Origin of the sequence: Micromonospora noduli (assembly GCF_003264365.1) — a bacterium.
Taxonomy (GTDB): Bacteria; Actinomycetota; Actinomycetes; order Mycobacteriales; family Micromonosporaceae; genus Micromonospora; species Micromonospora noduli.
The window spans coordinates 50984-70258 of the sequence record NZ_PYAK01000014.1 but is presented as its reverse complement, the minus strand read 5'-3'; the positions used below and the strand labels follow the sequence as shown (position 1 = coordinate 70258).

At 67.8% G+C, this 19275-nt stretch carries 9 protein-coding genes; 8 read left to right on the top strand and 1 reads right to left on the bottom strand.

All coding sequences use genetic code 11. The features are described from left to right. Nucleotides 1-84 precede the first annotated feature (84 nt). The 8 genes from GUI43_RS13850 (at nucleotide 85) to GUI43_RS13815 (ending at nucleotide 17263) form a co-directional block, all read left to right on the top strand. Nucleotides 85-843 carry a thioesterase II family protein gene (locus tag GUI43_RS13850; RefSeq protein WP_112602315.1) on the top strand — a complete coding sequence of 253 codons (759 nt, stop codon included), beginning with the start codon at nucleotides 85-87 and terminating at the stop codon, nucleotides 841-843. 135 nt (nucleotides 844-978) lie between these two features. Next, nucleotides 979-4173: a non-ribosomal peptide synthetase gene (locus tag GUI43_RS13845; protein WP_112698956.1), complete on the top strand. Its 3195-nt coding sequence runs from the start codon at nucleotides 979-981 to the stop codon at nucleotides 4171-4173. A 136-nt stretch (nucleotides 4174-4309) separates the two neighbouring features. Continuing rightward, nucleotides 4310-5626 (top strand): enoyl-CoA hydratase/isomerase family protein, encoded by a 1317-nt coding sequence (locus tag GUI43_RS13840; RefSeq protein ID WP_112698955.1) that lies wholly within the window; start codon nucleotides 4310-4312, stop codon nucleotides 5624-5626. 91 nt (nucleotides 5627-5717) lie between these two features. Next, nucleotides 5718-13514, top strand: a complete 7797-nt coding sequence (locus tag GUI43_RS13835; protein ID WP_170158726.1) for a non-ribosomal peptide synthetase — start codon at nucleotides 5718-5720, stop codon at nucleotides 13512-13514. Continuing rightward, entirely contained in the window at nucleotides 13505-14818 is a 1314-nt protein-coding gene (locus tag GUI43_RS13830) for a cytochrome P450 (RefSeq protein ID WP_112698953.1), read from the top strand. The genes GUI43_RS13835 and GUI43_RS13830 overlap by 10 nt, the downstream gene beginning before the upstream one ends. After that, nucleotides 14794-16161, top strand: a complete 1368-nt coding sequence (locus GUI43_RS13825; RefSeq protein ID WP_146765902.1) for a condensation domain-containing protein — start codon at nucleotides 14794-14796, stop codon at nucleotides 16159-16161. The genes GUI43_RS13830 and GUI43_RS13825 overlap by 25 nt, the downstream gene beginning before the upstream one ends. Next, a complete protein-coding gene (locus tag GUI43_RS13820) occupies nucleotides 16158-16835 on the top strand; it encodes an MBL fold metallo-hydrolase (RefSeq protein ID WP_112698951.1) in 678 nt (225 codons plus the stop codon). Before GUI43_RS13825 ends, GUI43_RS13820 begins: the two co-directional genes overlap by 4 nt. Continuing rightward, nucleotides 16835-17263, top strand: a complete 429-nt coding sequence (locus GUI43_RS13815) for a nuclear transport factor 2 family protein (RefSeq protein ID WP_112583084.1) — start codon at nucleotides 16835-16837, stop codon at nucleotides 17261-17263. The genes GUI43_RS13820 and GUI43_RS13815 overlap by 1 nt, the downstream gene beginning before the upstream one ends. Before the next feature lie 1109 nt (nucleotides 17264-18372). Here the strand turns inward: GUI43_RS13815 and GUI43_RS13810 are convergent. Beyond that, nucleotides 18373-19116, bottom strand: coding sequence for a hypothetical protein (locus GUI43_RS13810; protein ID WP_146765901.1), 744 nt, complete (start codon nucleotides 19114-19116; stop codon nucleotides 18373-18375). Between the last annotated feature and the right edge of the window lie 159 nt (nucleotides 19117-19275).

The following is a 19275-nucleotide window of genomic DNA, read 5'->3' as shown; positions in this document are numbered from 1 at the left end:
TCGACGGTAGGACCATCTCCGACGCCCACCTCGTCGATCAATCCGAGAGACCGATCCCGTGGCGGGGCGGGGCCGGGCGTAACGATGAGTGATTCCTTTCTGCGCCTCAGTAAACATGTCGACGCCAGTGTCCGGCTGTTCTGCTTCCATCATGCGGGTGGCATGGCAGCCATGTTCTCGCGTTGGCCCGCCGGATTGCCGAACGATGTCGACGCGGTCGCTGTGCAATTGCCCGGCCGGGCCGAACGTTACGCGGAGCCGGCGTTCCGGCGGATGGAGCCGCTCGTCCGGTACCTCGCTGACGAGATCCGGCCACTGCTCGAGATCCCATTCGTATTCTTCGGGCACAGCATGGGGGCGAAGGTCGCCTTCGCCCTCGCCCACGAGCTGCGTGCCCGAGCCGTCGCCGCACCACGTGCGGTCTACGTCGCGGCCAGCGCCGCTCCCTGCCTCTCGGCGCCCACTCCGGGGTGGGCACCGTCGGACGACGACCTGATCGCCTATCTCACCGCTGTCGGCGGCACGCCTCAGCAGGTCCTCGCCGATCCTGCGGTGATGGCCGTCGTCCTGCCGCCTCTGCGAGCAGACCTCGCACTTGCGGCCGCTTGGTCGTACTCCGAACCGGAGCCGCTGAGCTGTTCGATCCATGCCCTCGTCGCCGAGGGCGACCAGGGCGTGACTGCTGCCCGCGCACGGTTGTGGGAGCGGGAGACGAAGTCCGCTTTCACCCTCACCACCTTCGCGGGCGACCACTTCTTCGTTCGGGACGAGCCGGCCGAGGTGCTGTCCTACCTCTCCCGTGAGCTGCGACGCCATGCGACCGTGCGGGAGGCGACGCCGTGATAACGGCCGACCGCGTCCTCGACCCGCCGTTTCCACACGCGCTCGTGGACGGGCTGGACGGCCTAAGTGCTTCGCCCTGCCCTCAACGTCGGCGACCCGACTTCAGCGGACTAGCCAGATCGATGGGACCATATCTTGAACGCGTCTGAACCCATCCACGGGGACGACATCCTTGCCGGTTTCCCGCGACGCCTGCTGTCCTGGTGCCGTTGGGCGGCAACGGCACCACTCTGCCGGACCTTGCTCGCCCGATCCGGCGAGCTGGACCAGGAGGCGCTGGATGCGTCGCTGGCCGAGCTGGTCCGCCGGCACCCCAGCCTGACCGGGGGGTCTGCCTGCGCCGCACCTGCCGACACCGGCGTGTCGACGAAACCCAAACAGCCAGTGGTGCCGCTGACCGTCCACCGCCTCGATCGCTCCTCGGACGACCGGCGCGACCAGGACCTCGACCGCCTGCTCGATACGCTGAGCAAGGCTCAGTTCGACCTTGAGCGAGGTCCGCTGCTGCGGGCCGACGTCATCCGGTGGGGCGACGGTCAGTCGCTCCTCCTGCTGTCGGCCCACGCGGTCGCCGCCGATGCGGATTCGATGGACGTACTGGCCGGGGAGCTGGCGGAGCGCTATGCCGTGCTGTCAGGCGAGGCGCGTGACGACACCGGGCCGCACGATCATCCGCGCGACCTACCGACGGCGATACCGGCGGCCGTGACCCTCGAGCCGGTGGACGCCGTGGACTCGGGTGCCGCACTCACGGCACTCCCAGGGCCTACCGACATCCCGTACGACGATCCACCGGTGCCGGACCCGACGTACACAACCAGCACGATCATTCTGCGCCTGTCTGATGAGCAGACCCACGCCCTGCGGGCCGCCGCCGAAAGGGCCTCCACGACGCTACAGGTGCTGCTGCGGGCGGCCTTCGCGGTGCTCGTGCATCGCTGGAGCCGGGACGCCGACGTGATCATCGGCACCGCGGTGCGGCCTGGACCGCCGGAGGGCGCCGACCCGGTGGGTCCATACGTTGACGATGCGTTCGTGCGCGTCAAGCTGGATGGCGATCCGATAATGCGCGAGCTGGTTGAGCAGCTGCACCGGTCCACGGAAGCCGCCAATACGCGGGATTACGCCCCGTTTGCGGCAGCTCTCCAGCACCTGCGGGGGGCCGGCGAGGAGGATGCGGTGTGGCCCTTCACCGTGCGGGCGGTGCATCGCACCGCGTCAGGCGCCAGGCAGGACGAGAGCACGTTCGTGCCAGTGCTCGGCGGACACGAGGCTGGCGCCTCTCCGCACCCGCTGAATCTCGAAACCGTCGAGGAAATCGGCGGCGGCCTCGTGGGTCACCTCCGGTACGGCACGGACCGGCTTCGGTCGGATACCGCAGGGCGGCTCGCCACCCAGTTGGAGGTGTTGTTGACCTCCCTGCCAGGGCGCCTCCACGAGCGGATTTCGCGGCTGCCGTTGATGTCGGAGCCGGAGCGCCAGCGGGTCCTGCAGGACTGGAACCGCACTGCGGTGACACTGCCGTCCGACCAGACGGTGACCGGTCTCTTCGCCGAACAGGTCCGGGTGCGGCCGGACAGCACGGCGGTGCTCTTCCGTGCCGAGGCGGTGACCTACCGGGAGTTGGACCTCCGCGCCCGGGCCGTCGCCCGTCGCTTGAGTGATATGGGCGTACGGCCGGGGGCCTTCGTGGGTGTCCATGCCAGGCGGAGCATCGACGCGGTCGCGGCGCTGCTGGGTGTGCTGATGGTCGGGGCGGCCTACGTGCCGCTGGACCCTGACTATCCGGCCGAGCGGTTGGCCTTCGTCATGGAGGACTGCGGGCTGGACGCGCTGCTGACGCAGCACGACGTGGTGCTGCCGGTGCACAGCACGGTCCCGGCCGTTTACCTAGAGGACTGCCGGCCGGTCGGCGGGGCTGACGACTGGTGGCCGCCGGCTGGTACGTGCGCTCCGGTGAGCGCCGCCTACGTCATCTACACCTCCGGGTCGACGGGCCGCCCGAAGGGCACCGTCGTCCCCCACCAGGCCGTCGTCCGGCTGGTTATCGGCGCGAACTACGCCATCCTGCAGCCGAGCGAGGTGATTCTGCACCAGTCCTCGTTGTCCTTCGACGCGTCTGTGCTGGAGTTGTGGGGCCCGCTGCTGAACGGGGCCACCATGGCCATCGCGCCGCACGGCGACGGATCGATGCAGACCACCGTCGAGGCGATCCGGCGCCATCAGGTTACGGTGGCCCTGCTGATCTCGCCCCAGTTTCACCTGCTCGTGGATGACCGGGTGGCCGACCTGCGATCGGTGCGGCAGTTACTCGTGGGCGGCGACGTGGTGTCTGCCGAACACACCCGCCGTGCCGTGACGGCGCTGCCGGACACCCGCATATCCAATGTGTACGGGCCAACGGAAACAACTCTCTTTGCCACCCATTTCCCGGTGACGAATCCGCAAGACTCGGCGCACACCGTGCCGATCGGACGGCCCATCTCAAACACCGAGTGCTACATCCTGGACAAGTGGGGCGAGCCGGTGCCGGTGGGCACCACAGGCGAAATCTACGTCGGTGGCCTCGGCGTCGCTCACGGTTACCTGCGGCGTCCAGGCCTGACGGCGCAGCGGTTCGTCCCAGATCCGTTCAGCGGGCGCTCGGGCTCGAGGTTGTACCGCACCGGCGACCTCGGCATGTACCTGTCCGACGGCTCAATCGAATTCTTCGGCAGGGCCGACGAACAGGTCAAGGTCCGCGGATACCGGGTGGAACTCGGCGAGATCGAGACTGCCGTGAACCAGTACGCCGGGGTTGGGCGGAGCTGCGTGCTCGCCGTGGACGAGGGACACACGAAGCGCCTGGTCGCCTTTTTCGTACCGATTGGTGGCGCGGACGACGCCCTGGCACCGGCCCTGCGCCGGCACCTGACCGACATCCTGCCGGCCTACATGATCCCCGACCAGTTCATCTCGCTGCCCGACCTGCCACGTACCGCCAACGACAAGGTGGACCGCGAGGCGCTGCTCCATCACGTCGTCATGTTCGACCGTCCTGCATGGGGGAAATCCGTCGTGACCAATCCTTGTACACCGACCGAAGCTGCCGTCCTGGGGATCTGGCGGGAGGCACTGGAGTCGACCGCGAAGTTGAACGTCACGGACAAGTTCTTCGAGGCGGGCGGCAATTCGCTGCGCATGTTCCAGCTCTTCTGGCGCCTCTCCGAGATCTATCCCGGTCTCCTGGAACTGGCTGAGCTCTTCGAGCTCAACACGGTGCGGAGTCAAGCCGCCGTCATCGATGAGCGGACCAGCGGCAGGGTCGGCTCCGCCGACTCTTCGCAGTAGTCGGGTGTCGACGATGGACATTGTGAACGGCGCTACGCACACGTCTGAGGAAGCCGGCCGAACGCTGGCACCCTTCGCAGGGGGCGAGGTGGTCCTCGGGATGGGTTCGCCTCCTACCCGTCTTGATCCACCGAGGATGACCGGGCGCTATCAATCGGACTTCGCGGCGACCCGGCGCTTCCTCGACGTCGGCGAGCAGATGCTGGGAACGCTTTCGACCACCCAGCGCCACTCCCGGCCGCAGGACCCCCGGGCGCGCGCCGTGCACCAGGCCTGCCGGACGGTCCGACTCGCCTTTCTGGCGGTGCACGCCGACCAGCTGTATGCCGAGCTCACCGACGGGCGGCGACGGCACTTGCGCGTCGATGTGTTGTGTACGGCGGCCGGCGAGCTGATGCCGGGCCTCGTGCCCACTGCGGAGCAGTTGGCGGAGGAAGGGCGCTACCAGCAGCCGCGCAAGGAGGGGCGGGAAATCGACCAGGGTCTTCTGCTGTGGAGTGTGCTGCGGTCTCCGGGTTCTGGCGCGCACCTCATGGAGGCGATGGCGCGGCCCACGCCGCGCGCCTCGACGCTGTTACCCGCATTCCGTGCCGACGGGTTCGTGGACTTGGGTGAGGTGACAGTGGAACGGCGGGCCGGCGTCGGGCATGTGACCGTCCAGAACCAGCGCTGCCTCAACGCGGAGGACGACGCAGTGGTGGAAGCACTGGAGACGGCCGTGGATCTCGTACTGCTCGACGATGACGTGCGCGTCGGCGTCCTGCGGGGTGGGGTGATGCGGCACCCGCGCTACGCCGGTCGTCGGGTGTTCAGTGCCGGCATCAACCTGACCGAGTTGTACCGCGGAGGGATCACTTTCCTCGGCTTCCTCATGCGACGGGAGATGGGTTACATCGCCAAGATGGTCCGGGGACTCGCGCCGGATCCGGACGACCCGACGCGCCGGCCGGCCGCGGAGAAGCCCTGGGTGGGCGCCGTGGACACGTTCGCCATCGGCGGGGGACTGCAGATCCTGCTGGCCGCCGATCACGTGGTTGCCGAGAAGGACGCCTATTTCAGCCTGCCTGCGCTGCGGGAAGGGCTTGTTCCAGGGGTCGCGAACCTGCGCCTGCCGCGCTTGGTGCCGTCGCGGCGGGCGCGGAAGGCGATCTTCTCCGACCACACGATCCGGGCAGGGGACACCGACGGCGCCCTGTTGTGCGACGCGGTCGTCGACGCCGACGAGATGGCCGAGGCCGTGGCGTCGGCCGCTGCGCGGCTCGCCGACCCGGCCGTGGTGCCGAACCGACGGATGCTGCGTCTCGCCGAGGAACCGGAGGACCGCTTCCGTCAGTACCTGGCCGAGTACGCGCTCGAGCAGTCCCGTCGCATCTACAGCGAGGATCTGTTCGCCAAGCTGGAGCAGACCTGGCTTGCGCGCTTCGGGTCGATAGTTGCGGGAACGAAGCCGTGACCGCATCCGTCGTGCCATGCCTGTGCCGGGAATTCTCACGACCGTCCGGCAACCGCATCTCACCTGTCCGGACCGACCCAGGACTGCCGACGTGACCCACAGCGCGGACACTCTCGCCCAACTTTCGTCATTGCAGGAACAGTTGTGGTTCCTCGACCGCCTTGAGCCGGAAAGCGCGTTCTACAACATCTCGGTCGCGCTGCGGATGCGCGGACCGCTCGACGTGGCCGCACTGGGCGGAGCCTTCGCAGAGATCGTCGGACGGCACGGGATCCTCCGGGCCCGCTTCCCCGCCGCAGACGGTTCGCCGGTCATGGTCGTGGCATCTCGCAGTGACATCCCTCTGCCGATCGTGGACCTGACCGCCGTGGCCGCGCACTCGCGTGACGTCGAGGTGCAGCGGCTGCTCGGGTTGGAGGCCAACACGCCGTTCGACCTGGCGACCGGGCCGTTGATCCGTCTCAGACTGCTGCGCCTCGGCGCCGAGGACCACGTGCTTGTCGTCACGGCCCACCACATCGTCTTCGACGGGGCTTCTGTGGGCATCCTCTACGAGGAGCTCGGCACCGCCTACGGCGCCCTGCGGGCGGGTCGACGGCCAGAGTTGCCGGTGCTGACGGTTCAGTACGTGGACCACGCCGGCGAACAGCGGCAGCGCTCGTACGCGGAACAGTTGGAGTTTTGGCGGCGACGACTGGACGACGCGCCAGCTCCGGTGCAACTGCCGGTGGACCGGCTGCGGGCGCCGGTCCGCAGCGGGCGTGGGGCGGTTGAACGTCTCTCACTCTCGGCCGACCTGGTGGCCCGGCTCGTCGAGTTCGGCAGGGGTGAGCGGACGACCCTGTCGACCGCCGTGTTGACCGGCCTGGCCATGCTGCTCGGCCGCTACGGTGACCAAGACGAGGTGACGATCGGCACCGTCATGCTCAATCGACTCGACAGCGAGCTCGATCAGGTCATCGGCTTCTTCGCCAACACGGTGGTACTGAGGGCCGACCTGTCCGGCGCGCCCACCTTCCGGACGGCGGTGCGCCGCGTGGCCGCCGAACTGCTGGACGTCATGTCGTACGAGGACGTGCCGTTCCACGAGGTGGTCCGGGCGGTCTCGCCCGAGCGGGACGCGAGTTCCACGCCCCTGTTCCAGGTGATGTTCAACGCCGTTCACGAGGAGATGCTCGGCCTGCCAGAGCTGCCGGGCCTGCTCGTCGAGGCGGTGGAGGTGCCACGGCAAACCGCGCCGTTCGACCTCAGCGTCGACCTTCGGATCGCCGAGGACGGCGTGCTCTGCGAATTCGAGTACAGCACTGACCTGTTCGACCCGGCGACTGTTCGACGGATGGCCGGCCACCTGCACCAGCTCCTCGAGTCAGCGGTGAGGGCGCCGGATCGGCCGTGGCGGTCGCACAGCCTGCTGACCGCGCCCGAGCGCCGTCAACTGCTGGCGGAGTGGAACGACACCGATATGGTCGACTTCGAGTCGCACTGCTTGCACGAGCTGTTCGAGGCGCAAGCTCGTCGTACGCCCGACGCCGTCGCCGTGGTGTTCGAGGGTGAGCGGCTGACGTACCGGGAACTGGACGAGCGTGCGAACCAGATGGCATGGGCATTGCAGGCCCGGGGGGTCGGACCCGAGGTTATCGTGGGCGTCTGCCTGTACCGGTCGACCGACTCGGTCGTAGCGCTGCTCGCCGTCCTCAAGGCCGGGGGCGCCCTGGTGGCCCTGGACCCGGAGCATCCGGTGGACCGGGTGAGGTTCATGCTGGACGACTCCAACGCCGGTTTGCTGGTGACGCAGGCTTCGGTTGTCGCCGCGGTGACGGACGGCACGATGCCGACGCTGCTTGTGGACGCCGACGCGGCCGAGCTGGCCGCCCTGCCCGTGGTCTCGACCATCAATACGGCGACGCCCGCACAGCTCGCCTGCCTGATCTACACGTCCGGCTCGTCGGGTACGCCCAAGTGCGCCATGCTGACGCACGAGAACTTCGCTAACTACTTCCACTACTTCGATCGCCAGTATGGCCTGAGCGCAACAGTGCGGGCGCATTTGCAGATGGCCAGCTTCGCGTTCGACCTGTTCATCGCGGACGTCATGCGGGCGCTCTTCACTGGGGCGGCCCTCGTCCTCTGTCCGCGTGAGGTGACTCTCTCCCCGCGCCTGCTCTACGAACTGATGGTCCGGGAGGGCGTGAACAGCGCCGAGTTCATTCCGCCGTTGCTGCGTCTGCTGCTGGATTACGTCGAGGAGGGCGGACACTCCCTGGCGTTCATGGATCTCCTGATGGCCGGTGGCGACAGTTGGTACGTGCGTGACTTCGACCGGGCGAAGAGGCTGAGCGCGTCAACGACCGTGCTCATCGACACGTACGGGCTTACCGAGGCCGCGATCGACAATGCCCACTTCGTCGGCGAGCACGCCGGTGACGACCCGGACAGTGTCGTCCCGATCGGTCGGCCCATCGGCAACAACCGGCTCTACATCCTCGACCGCAGCATGCAGCCTGTGCCGGTGGGTGTGATCGGCGAGCTTTACATCGGTGGCACTGGCGTTGGACGTGGCTATCTGGGGCGCCCACGGCTGACCGCCGACCGCTTCCTTCCGGATCCATTCGGTGGGCAGCCCGGATCTCGGCTCTACCGCACGGGCGACCTGACCCGCTTCCGCTCCGACGGGACGATCGAGATTCTCGGCCGGGCCGACCAGCAGGTGAAGATTCGCGGCTTCCGAATCGAGCTGGGCGAGATCGAGGAGGCGCTACGGCGTCACCCCGCCGTCCGGGACGCGATTCTGCTCGTACGCGACAAGTCCCCCGGTGACCGACACCTGGTGGCGTACATCGCGGTCGGACCCGCGCCGTCCGACGCCGCGGACGCCCGGTGGCAGGACGAGGTGCGTGAGCAGATCCTCGCTCATCTGCGGGATCTACTGCCCGGTTACATGGTTCCCTCGGCATTGGTGGTCCTGGAGCGGATGCCGCTGAACTCCAACGGCAAACTCGACCGACGGTCGCTGCCGGATCCCGGTCTGGAGCTGTTGCCGACCGGTCACCTGGTGCCGCCGCGCACGCCTGAAGAGGAGATCATCCGGGGGATCTGGCAGGATCTCGTAGGGATCGGCGCCGTCGGGGTGGAGGACAACTTTTTCGCCCTCGGCGGCCACTCGTTGCTGGCAACCCGGGTGCTGGCGCGCATCGGCGCGGCACTCGGCGTCGAACTCCCGGTCCGGGCCATCTACGACAATCCCACGATCGCCGGGCTCGCCGATCAGGTGATGGCCGCTCGCGACGTCACGGATGCGCTGCCGGTCGCACCGCCGATCGTGGCGGTGCCTCGCGGCGACCTCGACGAATACCCCCTCTCGTTCCATCAGGAGCGGCTGTGGTTCATCGACCAGCTGGAGCCAGGGAGCAGCGCGTACAACCTGGCGACACCGTTGCGCCTGAAGGGTCCGCTCGACGTGGCGGCACTGCGCAGCAGCTTCGAGGCGCTCGTCCAGCGACACGAGTCGCTGCGTACGGTATTCGGCAGCAAGGACGGGGTGCCGTTCCAGCGGGTCCGTGACGTGCCCCGGTGGGAGCTGCCTGTCCGGGATCTGACGTTCCTGCGGGTGGCCGAACGCGACCCGGAAGTTGCCAGGTTGGTGCAGGCGGAGACGGAGCGGCCCTTCGATCTGGCTCGGGGTCCATTGATGCGTACCGCGTTGCTGCGCCTCGCCGACGAGGAGCACGTGCTACTGCTGACGATGCACCACATCGTCACCGACGGGTGGTCGGGCAGCATCTACTTCCAGGAGCTCGCGACGCTCTACGCCGGCTACGCGAGCGGTCAGGCGCCGAATCTGCCCCGGGCGGCGGTGGACTACGTCGATTTCGCGGTGTGGCAGCGTGGATGGCTCCGGGGTGAGGTGCTCGACCGGTCGTTGGTGTACTGGCGGCGGCAACTGGCAGAAGCGCCGGCCGCCATCGAGCTGCCCTTCGACCGCCCGAGGGCGAGCGCTCGAGGGTTCCGGGGACGCGCGGTCAAGGTAGGCATCCCGGCAGATGTGTGCGAAGGCCTGCGGGCATTGAGCAACACGGAGAACGTCACGCTCTTCATGACGCTGCTCGCGGCCTTTCAGACGCTGCTGGCGCGGTTCTCCGGCGAGATTGACATCGTCGTCGCCACGCCCACCGCCGGCCGTGGCCGCGTCGAACTCGACCGAGTTGTCGGCTTCTTCGTCAATACGCTGGCGCTGCGGGCGGACTTCTCCGGTGACCCCCCGTTCCGCAGCCTGCTGCACCAAGTGCGGGCCATGGCCCTGGACGCCCTCGCACATCAACACGTGCCGTTCGAGCGCGTGGTCGCTGAGGTCGCCACTGATCGCAGCCCCGGATACAACCCGGTGGCTCAAGTCCTGTTCGCCCTTCAGAACACCCCGCCCGAGGCGGTCGAGTTGCCTGGCATGACCGTGAGCCCCGAGCCGTTCGACGCGAGTACCGCCCAGTTCGATCTCAGCCTGAGCCTCACCGAGACGGTCGACGGCCTTGAGGGCGACCTGTGGTACCGCACGGAGTTGTTCGACGCGCCGACCGTGGAACAGATCATCGACTCCTGGCGGGTTCTGCTGCGAGGCGTCGTTACCAGCCCGGACGCCCGGATCTCCGAATTGCCCCTGCTGCCGGCCGCACCTGCCGCGCCGCTGGGAACAGATCCCGCGAGATCGCACACCCTGGAGGCCACGCTCCCGGAACTGTTCGACAATCAGGTGCGCCGCACACCGCACCGGGTGGCCGTGGTGGACGGCGCCACCGAGCTCACGTACATCGAGGTGCAGCAGCGTGCGGACGCGGTGGCGGCTGCCCTCGCGGCGCTGGGTGTGGGGCCGGAGCGCCCGGTGGCGGTCGTGCTGCCGCGTTCCGCCGACTTGGTGGTGGCGTTACTCGGCGTCCTCAAGGCCGGCGGGTGCTACCTGCCGATCGAGCCGGACCTACCCGCCGATCGCGTGCGATATCTGCTCTCCGATTGCCCAGCGACCGCGGTGGTCACGAACCCGGCCGGGGCCGGACTCCTTCCGCCGGACCTGCCGGTCATCGATGTCGGCGCGGTTGAGTCGAGCGTGCCGGCGGGTGGGCCGACGACCGCCCCTCATCCGGATCAAGCGGCGTATGTGATCTACACGTCGGGCTCGACGGGCCGACCGAAGGGTGTGGTCGTCTCGCACCGACATGTCGTCCGGCTGTTCAGCTCCACCCGGCACTGGTATGGGTTCCACCAGGACGACGTCTGGACGCTGTTCCATTCATACGCCTTTGACGTGTCCGTCTGGGAGATGTGGGGCGCGTTGCTGCACGGCGGCAGGCTCGTCGTGGTGCCATGGGACACGGCGCGCTCACCGCAGGAGTTCCTGCGGCTCCTGGCAGAGCAGCGCGTCACCGTGCTGAGTCAGACCCCGTCCGCCTTCTACCAACTCATCCAGGCGGATCAGGATGATCCGGACACGGGGGATCTGCTGGCGCTGCGGTACATCGTCCTGGCGGGCGAGGCGCTGGACCTTGGTCGCCTTCCCCAGTGGTACGACCGGCACCCCGATCGGGCGCCACTTGTCGTCAACATGTACGGGACCACCGAGACCACGGTGCATGCGACGTACCTGGCGCTGGACGGGGAGACGGTCCGGCGGGACGGTCACAGCCTGATCGGTACCGCCATCCCGGACCTGCCGATCTACGTCCTCGACGGAGCCGGACGCCCGGTGCCGCCCGGTGTTGTCGGCGAGTTGTACGTGGGTGGTGCGGGCGTTTCACGTGGATATCTGGGTCGGGCGGGCCTCACGGCGGAGCGCTTCCTTCCTGACCCGTTCGGACCGGTGAGCGGTCGGATGTACCGGACCGGGGACCGTGCCCGGGTTCGCCGGGACGGGTTGCTCGACTTCGTTGGTCGCGCCGACGAGCAGGTGAAGGTCCGCGGGTACCGGATCGAGCCGGGGGAGATTGAGGCCACCCTCGCACGTCACCCTGAGGTGAGCCGGGCTGCCGTGATCGTCCGGGAGGACGTGCCGGGCGACGTTCGGCTCGCCGCGTACGTGGTGGTGGTGGCCGGGGGGCGCCCCTCGGCCGCCGAGCTACGCGCGTACGTCGCGCGCCTGCTACCGAGCTATCTGGTGCCGTCGTCCTTCACGCTGCTGGATGACTTGCCGCTCACCCGGAACGGGAAGTTGGACCGTCGGGCGCTGCCGGTACCGCAGAGCGACGGCTCAACCACCGGCGGCGCCCCGCGGACGGCCACTGAGCGTTTCGTGTGCGCGCTGTTCGCCGAGGTGCTCGGGACGTCCGAGGTGGGGGTCGACGGCAACTTCTTCCATCTCGGCGGCCACTCTCTCCTGGCCACCCGAATCGTCTCCCGGCTGCGAACCGAGGTCGGGGTGCAGATCAGCCTCCGGACCCTGTTCGAGCATCCGGCCGTCAACGCCTTCGCCGCCGAGGTGGACCGGGCGCTGCAAGCGGCCGTCGCCGATCCGCCAACCGCCGATGTGACCGGGTTGCCGGCGAAGTCGATCACACCGGTCCGAAGGGAGGCGCTCGAGCCATGCTCGACAGATCAGGAGCGGGTGTGGTTCCTGGAGCAGCTCGACCAGTCCGTGTCACTCTACGTGACGCCGATGCTGTACCGCCTGCGCGGTGCGGTGTCGCACCCCGCACTCGACGGCGCACTGCGTGCCGTCGTGGCACGGCACGAAGCGTTGCGGACCACCTTTGTGTTTCGAAGCGGACGACTGTGGCAGCGAATCAGCGACCAGTTGGACAGCCGGGTGCGTCAGCGTGATCTGTCGGGCCTGCCCGACGGTGATCGGCAGAGCGAGGTGCGGCGGCTGTTCGCCGAGGTGAGCGAGCACCGGTTCGATCTGGAGAACGGTCCGTTGCTCGACGCCGAACTGGTCCGACTGGGGCCAGACGACCACATTCTGGTGATCAACCTGCATCACCTGGTCTCCGATGGTTGGTCGACCGACCTGCTCCTACATGAACTGGGGGAGTTTTACCGGGGCGACGTAACCGGCCTACCCGCGAAGCTGGAAGAGCTGCCGATCCAGTACGCCGACTACGCGGCGTGGCAGCGCACATGGTCGCAGAGCGACGACTGCGAGCGGCAGCTTGAGTACTGGCGTACCAAACTCGCCCAACTGCCCGAGGTGGCCTACCTGCCGCGCTTGGCGAGTGGGTCAGCACGGCGCGACGTTCACGGCGGGGACCACACCTTCGAGATCCCCCCGTCAGCGGTGGACGCGGTGGCACGGCTGGGCAGGCAGGAGGACGCCACGCCCTTCATGGTGCTACTCGCCGTTTTCCAGCTTCTCCTGGCCCGCGCCTGCGGACAGGACGACATCGCGGTGGGTACGCCGATCGTCAACCGGCAGCGGCCCGACGTGCAGCACCTGATCGGATTCTTCGTCAACACCCTCGTACTGAGAACCGACGTGTCCGCAGCCTCGGCGTCGTTTCGGGCAGTGCTGCGGCAGGTCCGCGAGACAGCGCTGGGCGCTTACGCGCACCAAGAGGTGCCGTTCCAGCGGCTCGTCGAGGAGTTGCGCCCGCAGCGGGGCCTCACCCAGTCCGCGCTCTTCGGGGCGGTGTTCACCATGCAGTACGAGCAGAAGACGCCGCTGCGGTGGCCCGGGCTGCTGGTGGAGCCGGTGCGTGACGCGCCCGTTGGCACGACGGTGTGGGACCTCACCCTGACGGTCACGGAGTCCGCGGACGGCATGGGCGGGCACCTGCAGTACCGCACGGACCGCTACGGCGCTGCTGAGATCGCCGGGATGGCAGAGGACTACCTGGAGCTTCTGCGGTTCGTGGTTACCCATCCCGACCAGCCGGTCCCGCACGTGGAAAGGGCGCAGCGATGCGACTGAGCTCTGGCGCTGAACACGTCGACCTGACCACCGTCAACCTTTACGACCCCTCCTGGTACGCCACCGGCGATCCGCACAGTGCCTGGCGGCAGCTGCGTGCGGAGCAGCCCGTGTACTGGCAACAGCTTCCGGATGGTCGTGGCTTTTGGGTGCTGACCCGGCACGCCGACGTCTGCCGTGTGCTGCGAAGTTTCCGCGACTTCACCTCCGAGGACGGCAACCTGCTGACCACTCTGGGGCAACGGGACATCGCCGGTGGCAAGATGCTGGCGGTCACCGACCCACCCCGGCACACCGCCATCAAGCGGCAAATCATCGGCTGCTTCACGCCCGCCACGGTCGCGGCGATGGAACCACAGATCCGCCTGCTTGCACGCCGAATGTTCGTGCCCGGCCTGGACGGACAGGTCTTCGACCTCGCCGCGCAGACGGCGGTTTTTCCGATCGCGATCACGGCTCTACTCATGGGCATCGACCCGGCGCACTGGCACCGACTGCGAACGTTCGCCTACGTCGCCATCGCCGATCAGGACCCGGATGTCACCTCGGGTCGGCGGGACCACGCGTTGGAGTGGTCACACTCGGAGATCTTCTCGTACTTCGCAGGTGAGCTCGCCAACAAGCCGGCGGCGCGGGCCGATCTGATCGGGGCGATCGCAAACGCTACTGTCGACGGCTGTCCGCTGTCCCAGCAGGAGATGCTGTTCAACTCTTACAGCGTTCTGCTCGGCGCCACTGTGACGACGTCCCACGCCGCGAACGTCGCCGTGTTGGCGCTGGCCGAGAATCCCGGCGCGGACGAGCGCTGGCGTGCCACGGGCTGCACGGACACGCTCGTCGAGGAGGTGCTGCGCTGGTCCTCACCGGCCAACCACTTTCTACGGCACGCGACTCGGTCTATCGAGATCGCCGGTACCACGATTCGGGCCGGCGACCCGGTCACCGTATGGCTCGGTGCGGCCAACCGTGACGAAGAGGTGTTCGAACGGCCGTACGACTTCGACGTCAACCGTGATCCGCGCGCGCACATCGCCTTCGGCGTCGGCGCGCACCGGTGCATTGGTGCTCCGCTGGCGCGGCTTGCCCTACGTGTGTTCGCGGAGGAGACACGGGACCTGGTCGAATCCTTCGAGATCGCCGGGCCAGTCGACCACCTCGCTTCCAACTTCATCGCCGGGATCAAGCGCCTGCCGGTGCGGGTGCGGCTGAAGCGGAATGGGGCGACTGCCCTTGCCGGCCTCACACCGCTGAACGACGACGCCGGGGAAAGGGGGCAGCGGTGGGAACGAGCCATTACCCGCTGATGCCGCAGCAGCGGGCCGTCTGGCACCTCACACAACGGCATCCCGACCGGCCGGTCGGCAACAAGTGCTGGATCAGCCGGTACGATACCGCGCTGGAGGCCGACATCTTCCATGCTGCGGTCGACGGGGTCGTCCAGCGGCACGAGGCCCTCCGGACTCGCTTCATGGTTGTCGACGGCACACCGACGCAGGTGGTGGAGGATGGGGCTGCCGCAGCATGGTCCTTCACCGACCTCGGCGGGTACGACGCTCCACACCGCGATCGTCTGGTCGCCGATCTCGGCCGCCGGGCGGCCCGTCTGCCGTTCGACCTCGCCGTCGGACCGCTGCTGCGAGTCCACCTGGTGCGTCTCGCGTCCGATGACCACGTGGCGATCTTCACAAGCCACCGGATGGTGTGCGACGCGTGGTCCAGGGCGTTGCTCGAGGCTGAGCTGGACGTGCTGTACGGAGCTCTGCGGTCTAGTCGCCCCAGCCCGCTGCCGTTCGTGGCGGAGCAGTACGGGACGCTTGCACTCAAGGAGCAACGTCGACTCCAGCAGGGGGATCTCGAGCGCCACATCGACTTCTGGGTCCGCTACCTCGGCGGCGGTCGGGGAACCGTGGAGCTGCCGATCGCCCAGTCCCGACCCGACGATGCCGGCGGTCACGGGGCGACGCTGTGCGTCCGGGTCGATCCGGCGGTCATGTCGCAGGTCCGGGACCTGAGTCGATCGACCGGATGTACCACCTTCCTGACGCTTTTCGCGGGGTTCGTGACCTTGCTGCATCTTCTCAGCGGGCAGGACGACATCAACGTCGGTGTGCCGATGATGGGTCGTACCCGACCGGCGGCTGCGAACGTCGTCGGGCTCTTCCAGACCACGGCTGTCATGCGCACGCGTTTCCTGCCGGGTGACAGCTTTGCGGCCGTGCTGCATCGGGCGCGAGCTGACCAGCTCGCGGGATTCACGGCTCAGGACGCCCCGACCGACCTGGTGATCGATCGCCTGGGCGGCTATGGCGAGGGGGTCCTGCTCCATCGACACCAGTTCTCCACGGAGGAGTCGTCTCCGGCAACGGAGGACCGCAGCCATCTCGGCGCCCAGCCGTTCGACGAACCGGAGAGCGGCTTCGTGGAGCACGACACCAACTGGAATGTGTGGGTCGACGACGACGAGTCCATGGTGCGCGTCGACTACGCCAGTGAACTGTTCGCCCGCGAGGCCGTCCGGTGCCTCGTCGTCGGATACGTCAGGTTGCTGAAGCAGGTGACGGCGACCCCATCCGAACCCATTCGCCTCCTGCGCCCATCCATTGCCGAAGCTTTGAATCGCGATCTCGTTAGGGCAGGTGGCATGTGAAAGACGAGGTACGGGTCGAGACAGCGATCACCCACTACACCTTCCCGCCCGGCGGGCCGTTCGGCGACACGGAAAAGACCTTCGACATCCGGTCCTACGCAGTCGTCAGGGACCGTCAGGCCGTGCTCGTCGACGCTCTGCTGCCCGACCACGAGGACCTTATCGCTGCGGCTCTTCACCGCGGCGGCCTGGATTTCGCCGCCGTACGCGCCGTGGTCGTCACGCACGCTCATCCGGACCACATCGGAAGTCTGGCAGCCGTGATGCGCGCGGCACCCGAGGCCCGCCTCTACGCCGGCTCTGGGGACGCCGAAGTCGTCGCCGAGGAGTGCGGCGTCGACGTAAGCGTTCTGAATGACGGAGACGACGTGTGGGGCCTGGAAGTGATCGCCACGCCCGGCCACACCATCGGTCACGTATGCTTCCTGGAACACACTACATCGACCCTCTTCGTCGGAGATGCTGCCGTCAACATGACCAGCCTCGAACCGTCTATCGAACCCTTCGACGAGGACCATTCCCGCGCGGTCGCACAGCTTGTCAGGCTCGCGGGAACCGGGGCACAACGTGCTTTGTTCGCACACGGGGCGCCAATACCTTCCGGGGCAGGTGTCGCCTTCCGCGACCTGGCCGGTCGGCTGGGACTCGCCACTGGCGACATGGCCGCCATCTGATGAGCGAACCGTCGTTGCGAGCAGGCGAAGAGCAAGACGTCCAGGTATGCGCCGCTGCGAGAGCGCCCCGGACCTCAGAAGAGCGCGAAACCGTATCCGCCTATTACCGTTTGGTGGATGCCGGCGACGTCGGCGGATTGCTGCAGCTGTTCTCTGTCGATGCTGTGTACCTCCGTCCCGGGTACCAGCCGATCGTTGGTCGTGCGGAAATTGAGCGTTTCTATCGAGAGCAGCGAGTGATCCGCGAGGGTTGTCACCGCATCGCCCTGCTCGTCGATGCCGCGCAGGCGGTGGCGGCGCACGGCGAGTTCGTTGGCGTGCTCCGCGACGGGCGTCATGTTCAACTCCGTTTCGCTGACTTTTTTACCTTCGACGACACTGGCCACTTCGCCCGACGCGAAACGTTCTTCTTCACACCGCTGGTCTAACCGTCGAGCGGGGAGGCACTGGTGGCCCTGGTTCCGCGAGCATTCCCTGGGTGTCCGACCTGTACGTAGCGTCGGGGCCATGAGCCTTCCCGCGATTAAGCTGCACAACGGTGTGGAGATCCCGGCTCTGGGCTTCGGTCTGTTCCGATCTCGCTTCGAACGCCCATCTTCGTGACCGCCCGGCGGCTCACGCCTAGTGCCCGCGCTCGGCATGGCGGACCAGGGCGGCGAACCCGCGGGCGAGGTCGGCGACGGTGTCGAGGTCAGGGCAGCGGTTGCGGCAGCGCTGTCGCCAAGCATGGGTACTGGGCCGGCATTTCACGGTCGGTCGGCGGTCGGCGGCCCGGCGCGGGCCCGGGTGGGGGAGCAGGTTGGGAGCAGCGGGGTGCCCTGAACGGCCTTGAACTGCGCCCAACGGCGTCGAACGGCGCTCAACTGTACCCTCCCCTGCCTGCGGCTCCACGTTGCCGCAGGTCAGAGTCGGTGCGGGGTCCTGTTTCCCGCGGAGTGCTCTGCGGTTCTGCACGGCGGAGGACAAGGTTCTATGTCGCCTGGCAGGGGAGTGTGCGCAGGTCGAGGCGGTAAGGAGCTGTTGGTGGGCCTGGCCTTGCAACTGGGAGCAGATTGGGTGCGGGTTGGCGAAGTGGTCTCCGCGCCCGAAGTGCTCACCGACGCCGGAGAGAGACGATGGCTGAGACCTGTGGTGATGAGGTGGCGCGGTGCGGCGTGACCGCCCAGTAGATGTCGAAGTGGTCAGGTGTTGCTGCTCCAGGGATGGCTGGCGCCGGCCGGCGTCTCGGTTAGTAAGGCCACGCCCCTGAAGGCGTGCTGCAGATCGATGTGGAGCGTTGCGGGTGGGCACGCTGGAGTCGCCGCGGTTCCGTCATCCGAGACACCGATCCGACGGGGAGTGCGCTGACCGGGCCCTTCAGGCTGAAGACCTCTTCGGCGGATCCGAAGCCGTCAGCGTTGGTGCCTCATGCGGAGGCGGCAGGGCGGCGTCCGCACGTGCCGGTGAGCGGATGCGAATAATCCGACTCGGAGTGCTTTGAGCCTCAGACCCGGTGGACAGTGACGGGACGGGTCGAGTGAGCCAAGCTGACCGGCCGTCAACGATCGCCATGGCTCTCAGCGGAGCGGTCCTCCCGGCGGGCATCATCGCGGTACGACCGGCTCAGCCCGTCGAGTAGTGCTCCCGAACGGGGCCACCGGTCGCGCACGCGGTCCGCCGCCGCGCTGTACTGGTCGGCGAGCGCGCGCTCCTGCGTTCCGCCGTCGTAGAGACCGCGAGTTGTGACGCCCCGCTGGTTCATTCGCGCGATAGCGAGATGCTCGTCGAGGTCCGCGTCTCCGAGTATCTCGAGGACGTCCCGGACTGGCTCGCTGGGCCACGTGCCGTCCTCGTCCGCGACGGCTCCGGATAGTGCATCGCCCAAAACGATGGGCAGCACCTGGGCCCGGTCGGACGCGGTGAGCATCTCGCGTACCGATTCCACCCATCGCAGCATGTCCTCGGTGGTCGGCAAGTGCCCGTTTACGGAGCCCGGGAGCGGCGTGCGCCATTCCCGCAGGACGGTCCAGGCCGCGCTGAAGGCCCGTGATGACGCTGACTCCTCGTTTGCCTCCTCGTCGGCTGAGTTCGCGCCGGTGTCCGGGTCCGGCCGGTACATCGAGGACACGAGGCCGATGAAGCGGGCGGGATCGCGGGCGAGTTCTCGATGCAGGGCGATTGGCCTGCGGCTGTGCTCGAGTAGCGGCTGGTAGAACCACTCAAGGTTTGCGAGCAGCGTGTTGTCCGCGCCTGCTGCCTCGAGACGGTCGAGCAGGCGTCCGATCGTGTACTGCCGCGGCAACGGCCTCACCGTCGTCCCCAGTCTGCCCGTCGAGACCCGCCCCGGCCAACTCCACGACCGCCCAAAACTCGTCAACGTCCACGGCGCGAGAGTCTCCACGGCCAACCGACACCACTCATGCCTGCGACCCGGGTGCCAGTCGCCGCGAGCAGCCGCTCA

Excerpts from the sequence above, each read along its gene's own strand:
- GUI43_RS13850 (WP_112602315.1), top strand. The coding sequence starts at position 85 with ATGAGTGATTCCTTTCTGCGCCTCAGTAAACATGTCGACGCCAGTGTC.
- GUI43_RS13840 (WP_112698955.1), top strand. The coding sequence starts at position 4,310 with ATGACCGGGCGCTATCAATCGGACTTCGCGGCGACCCGGCGCTTCCTC.
- GUI43_RS13830 (WP_112698953.1), top strand. The coding sequence starts at position 13,505 with ATGCGACTGAGCTCTGGCGCTGAACACGTCGACCTGACCACCGTCAAC.
- GUI43_RS13815 (WP_112583084.1), top strand. The coding sequence starts at position 16,835 with ATGAGCGAACCGTCGTTGCGAGCAGGCGAAGAGCAAGACGTCCAGGTA.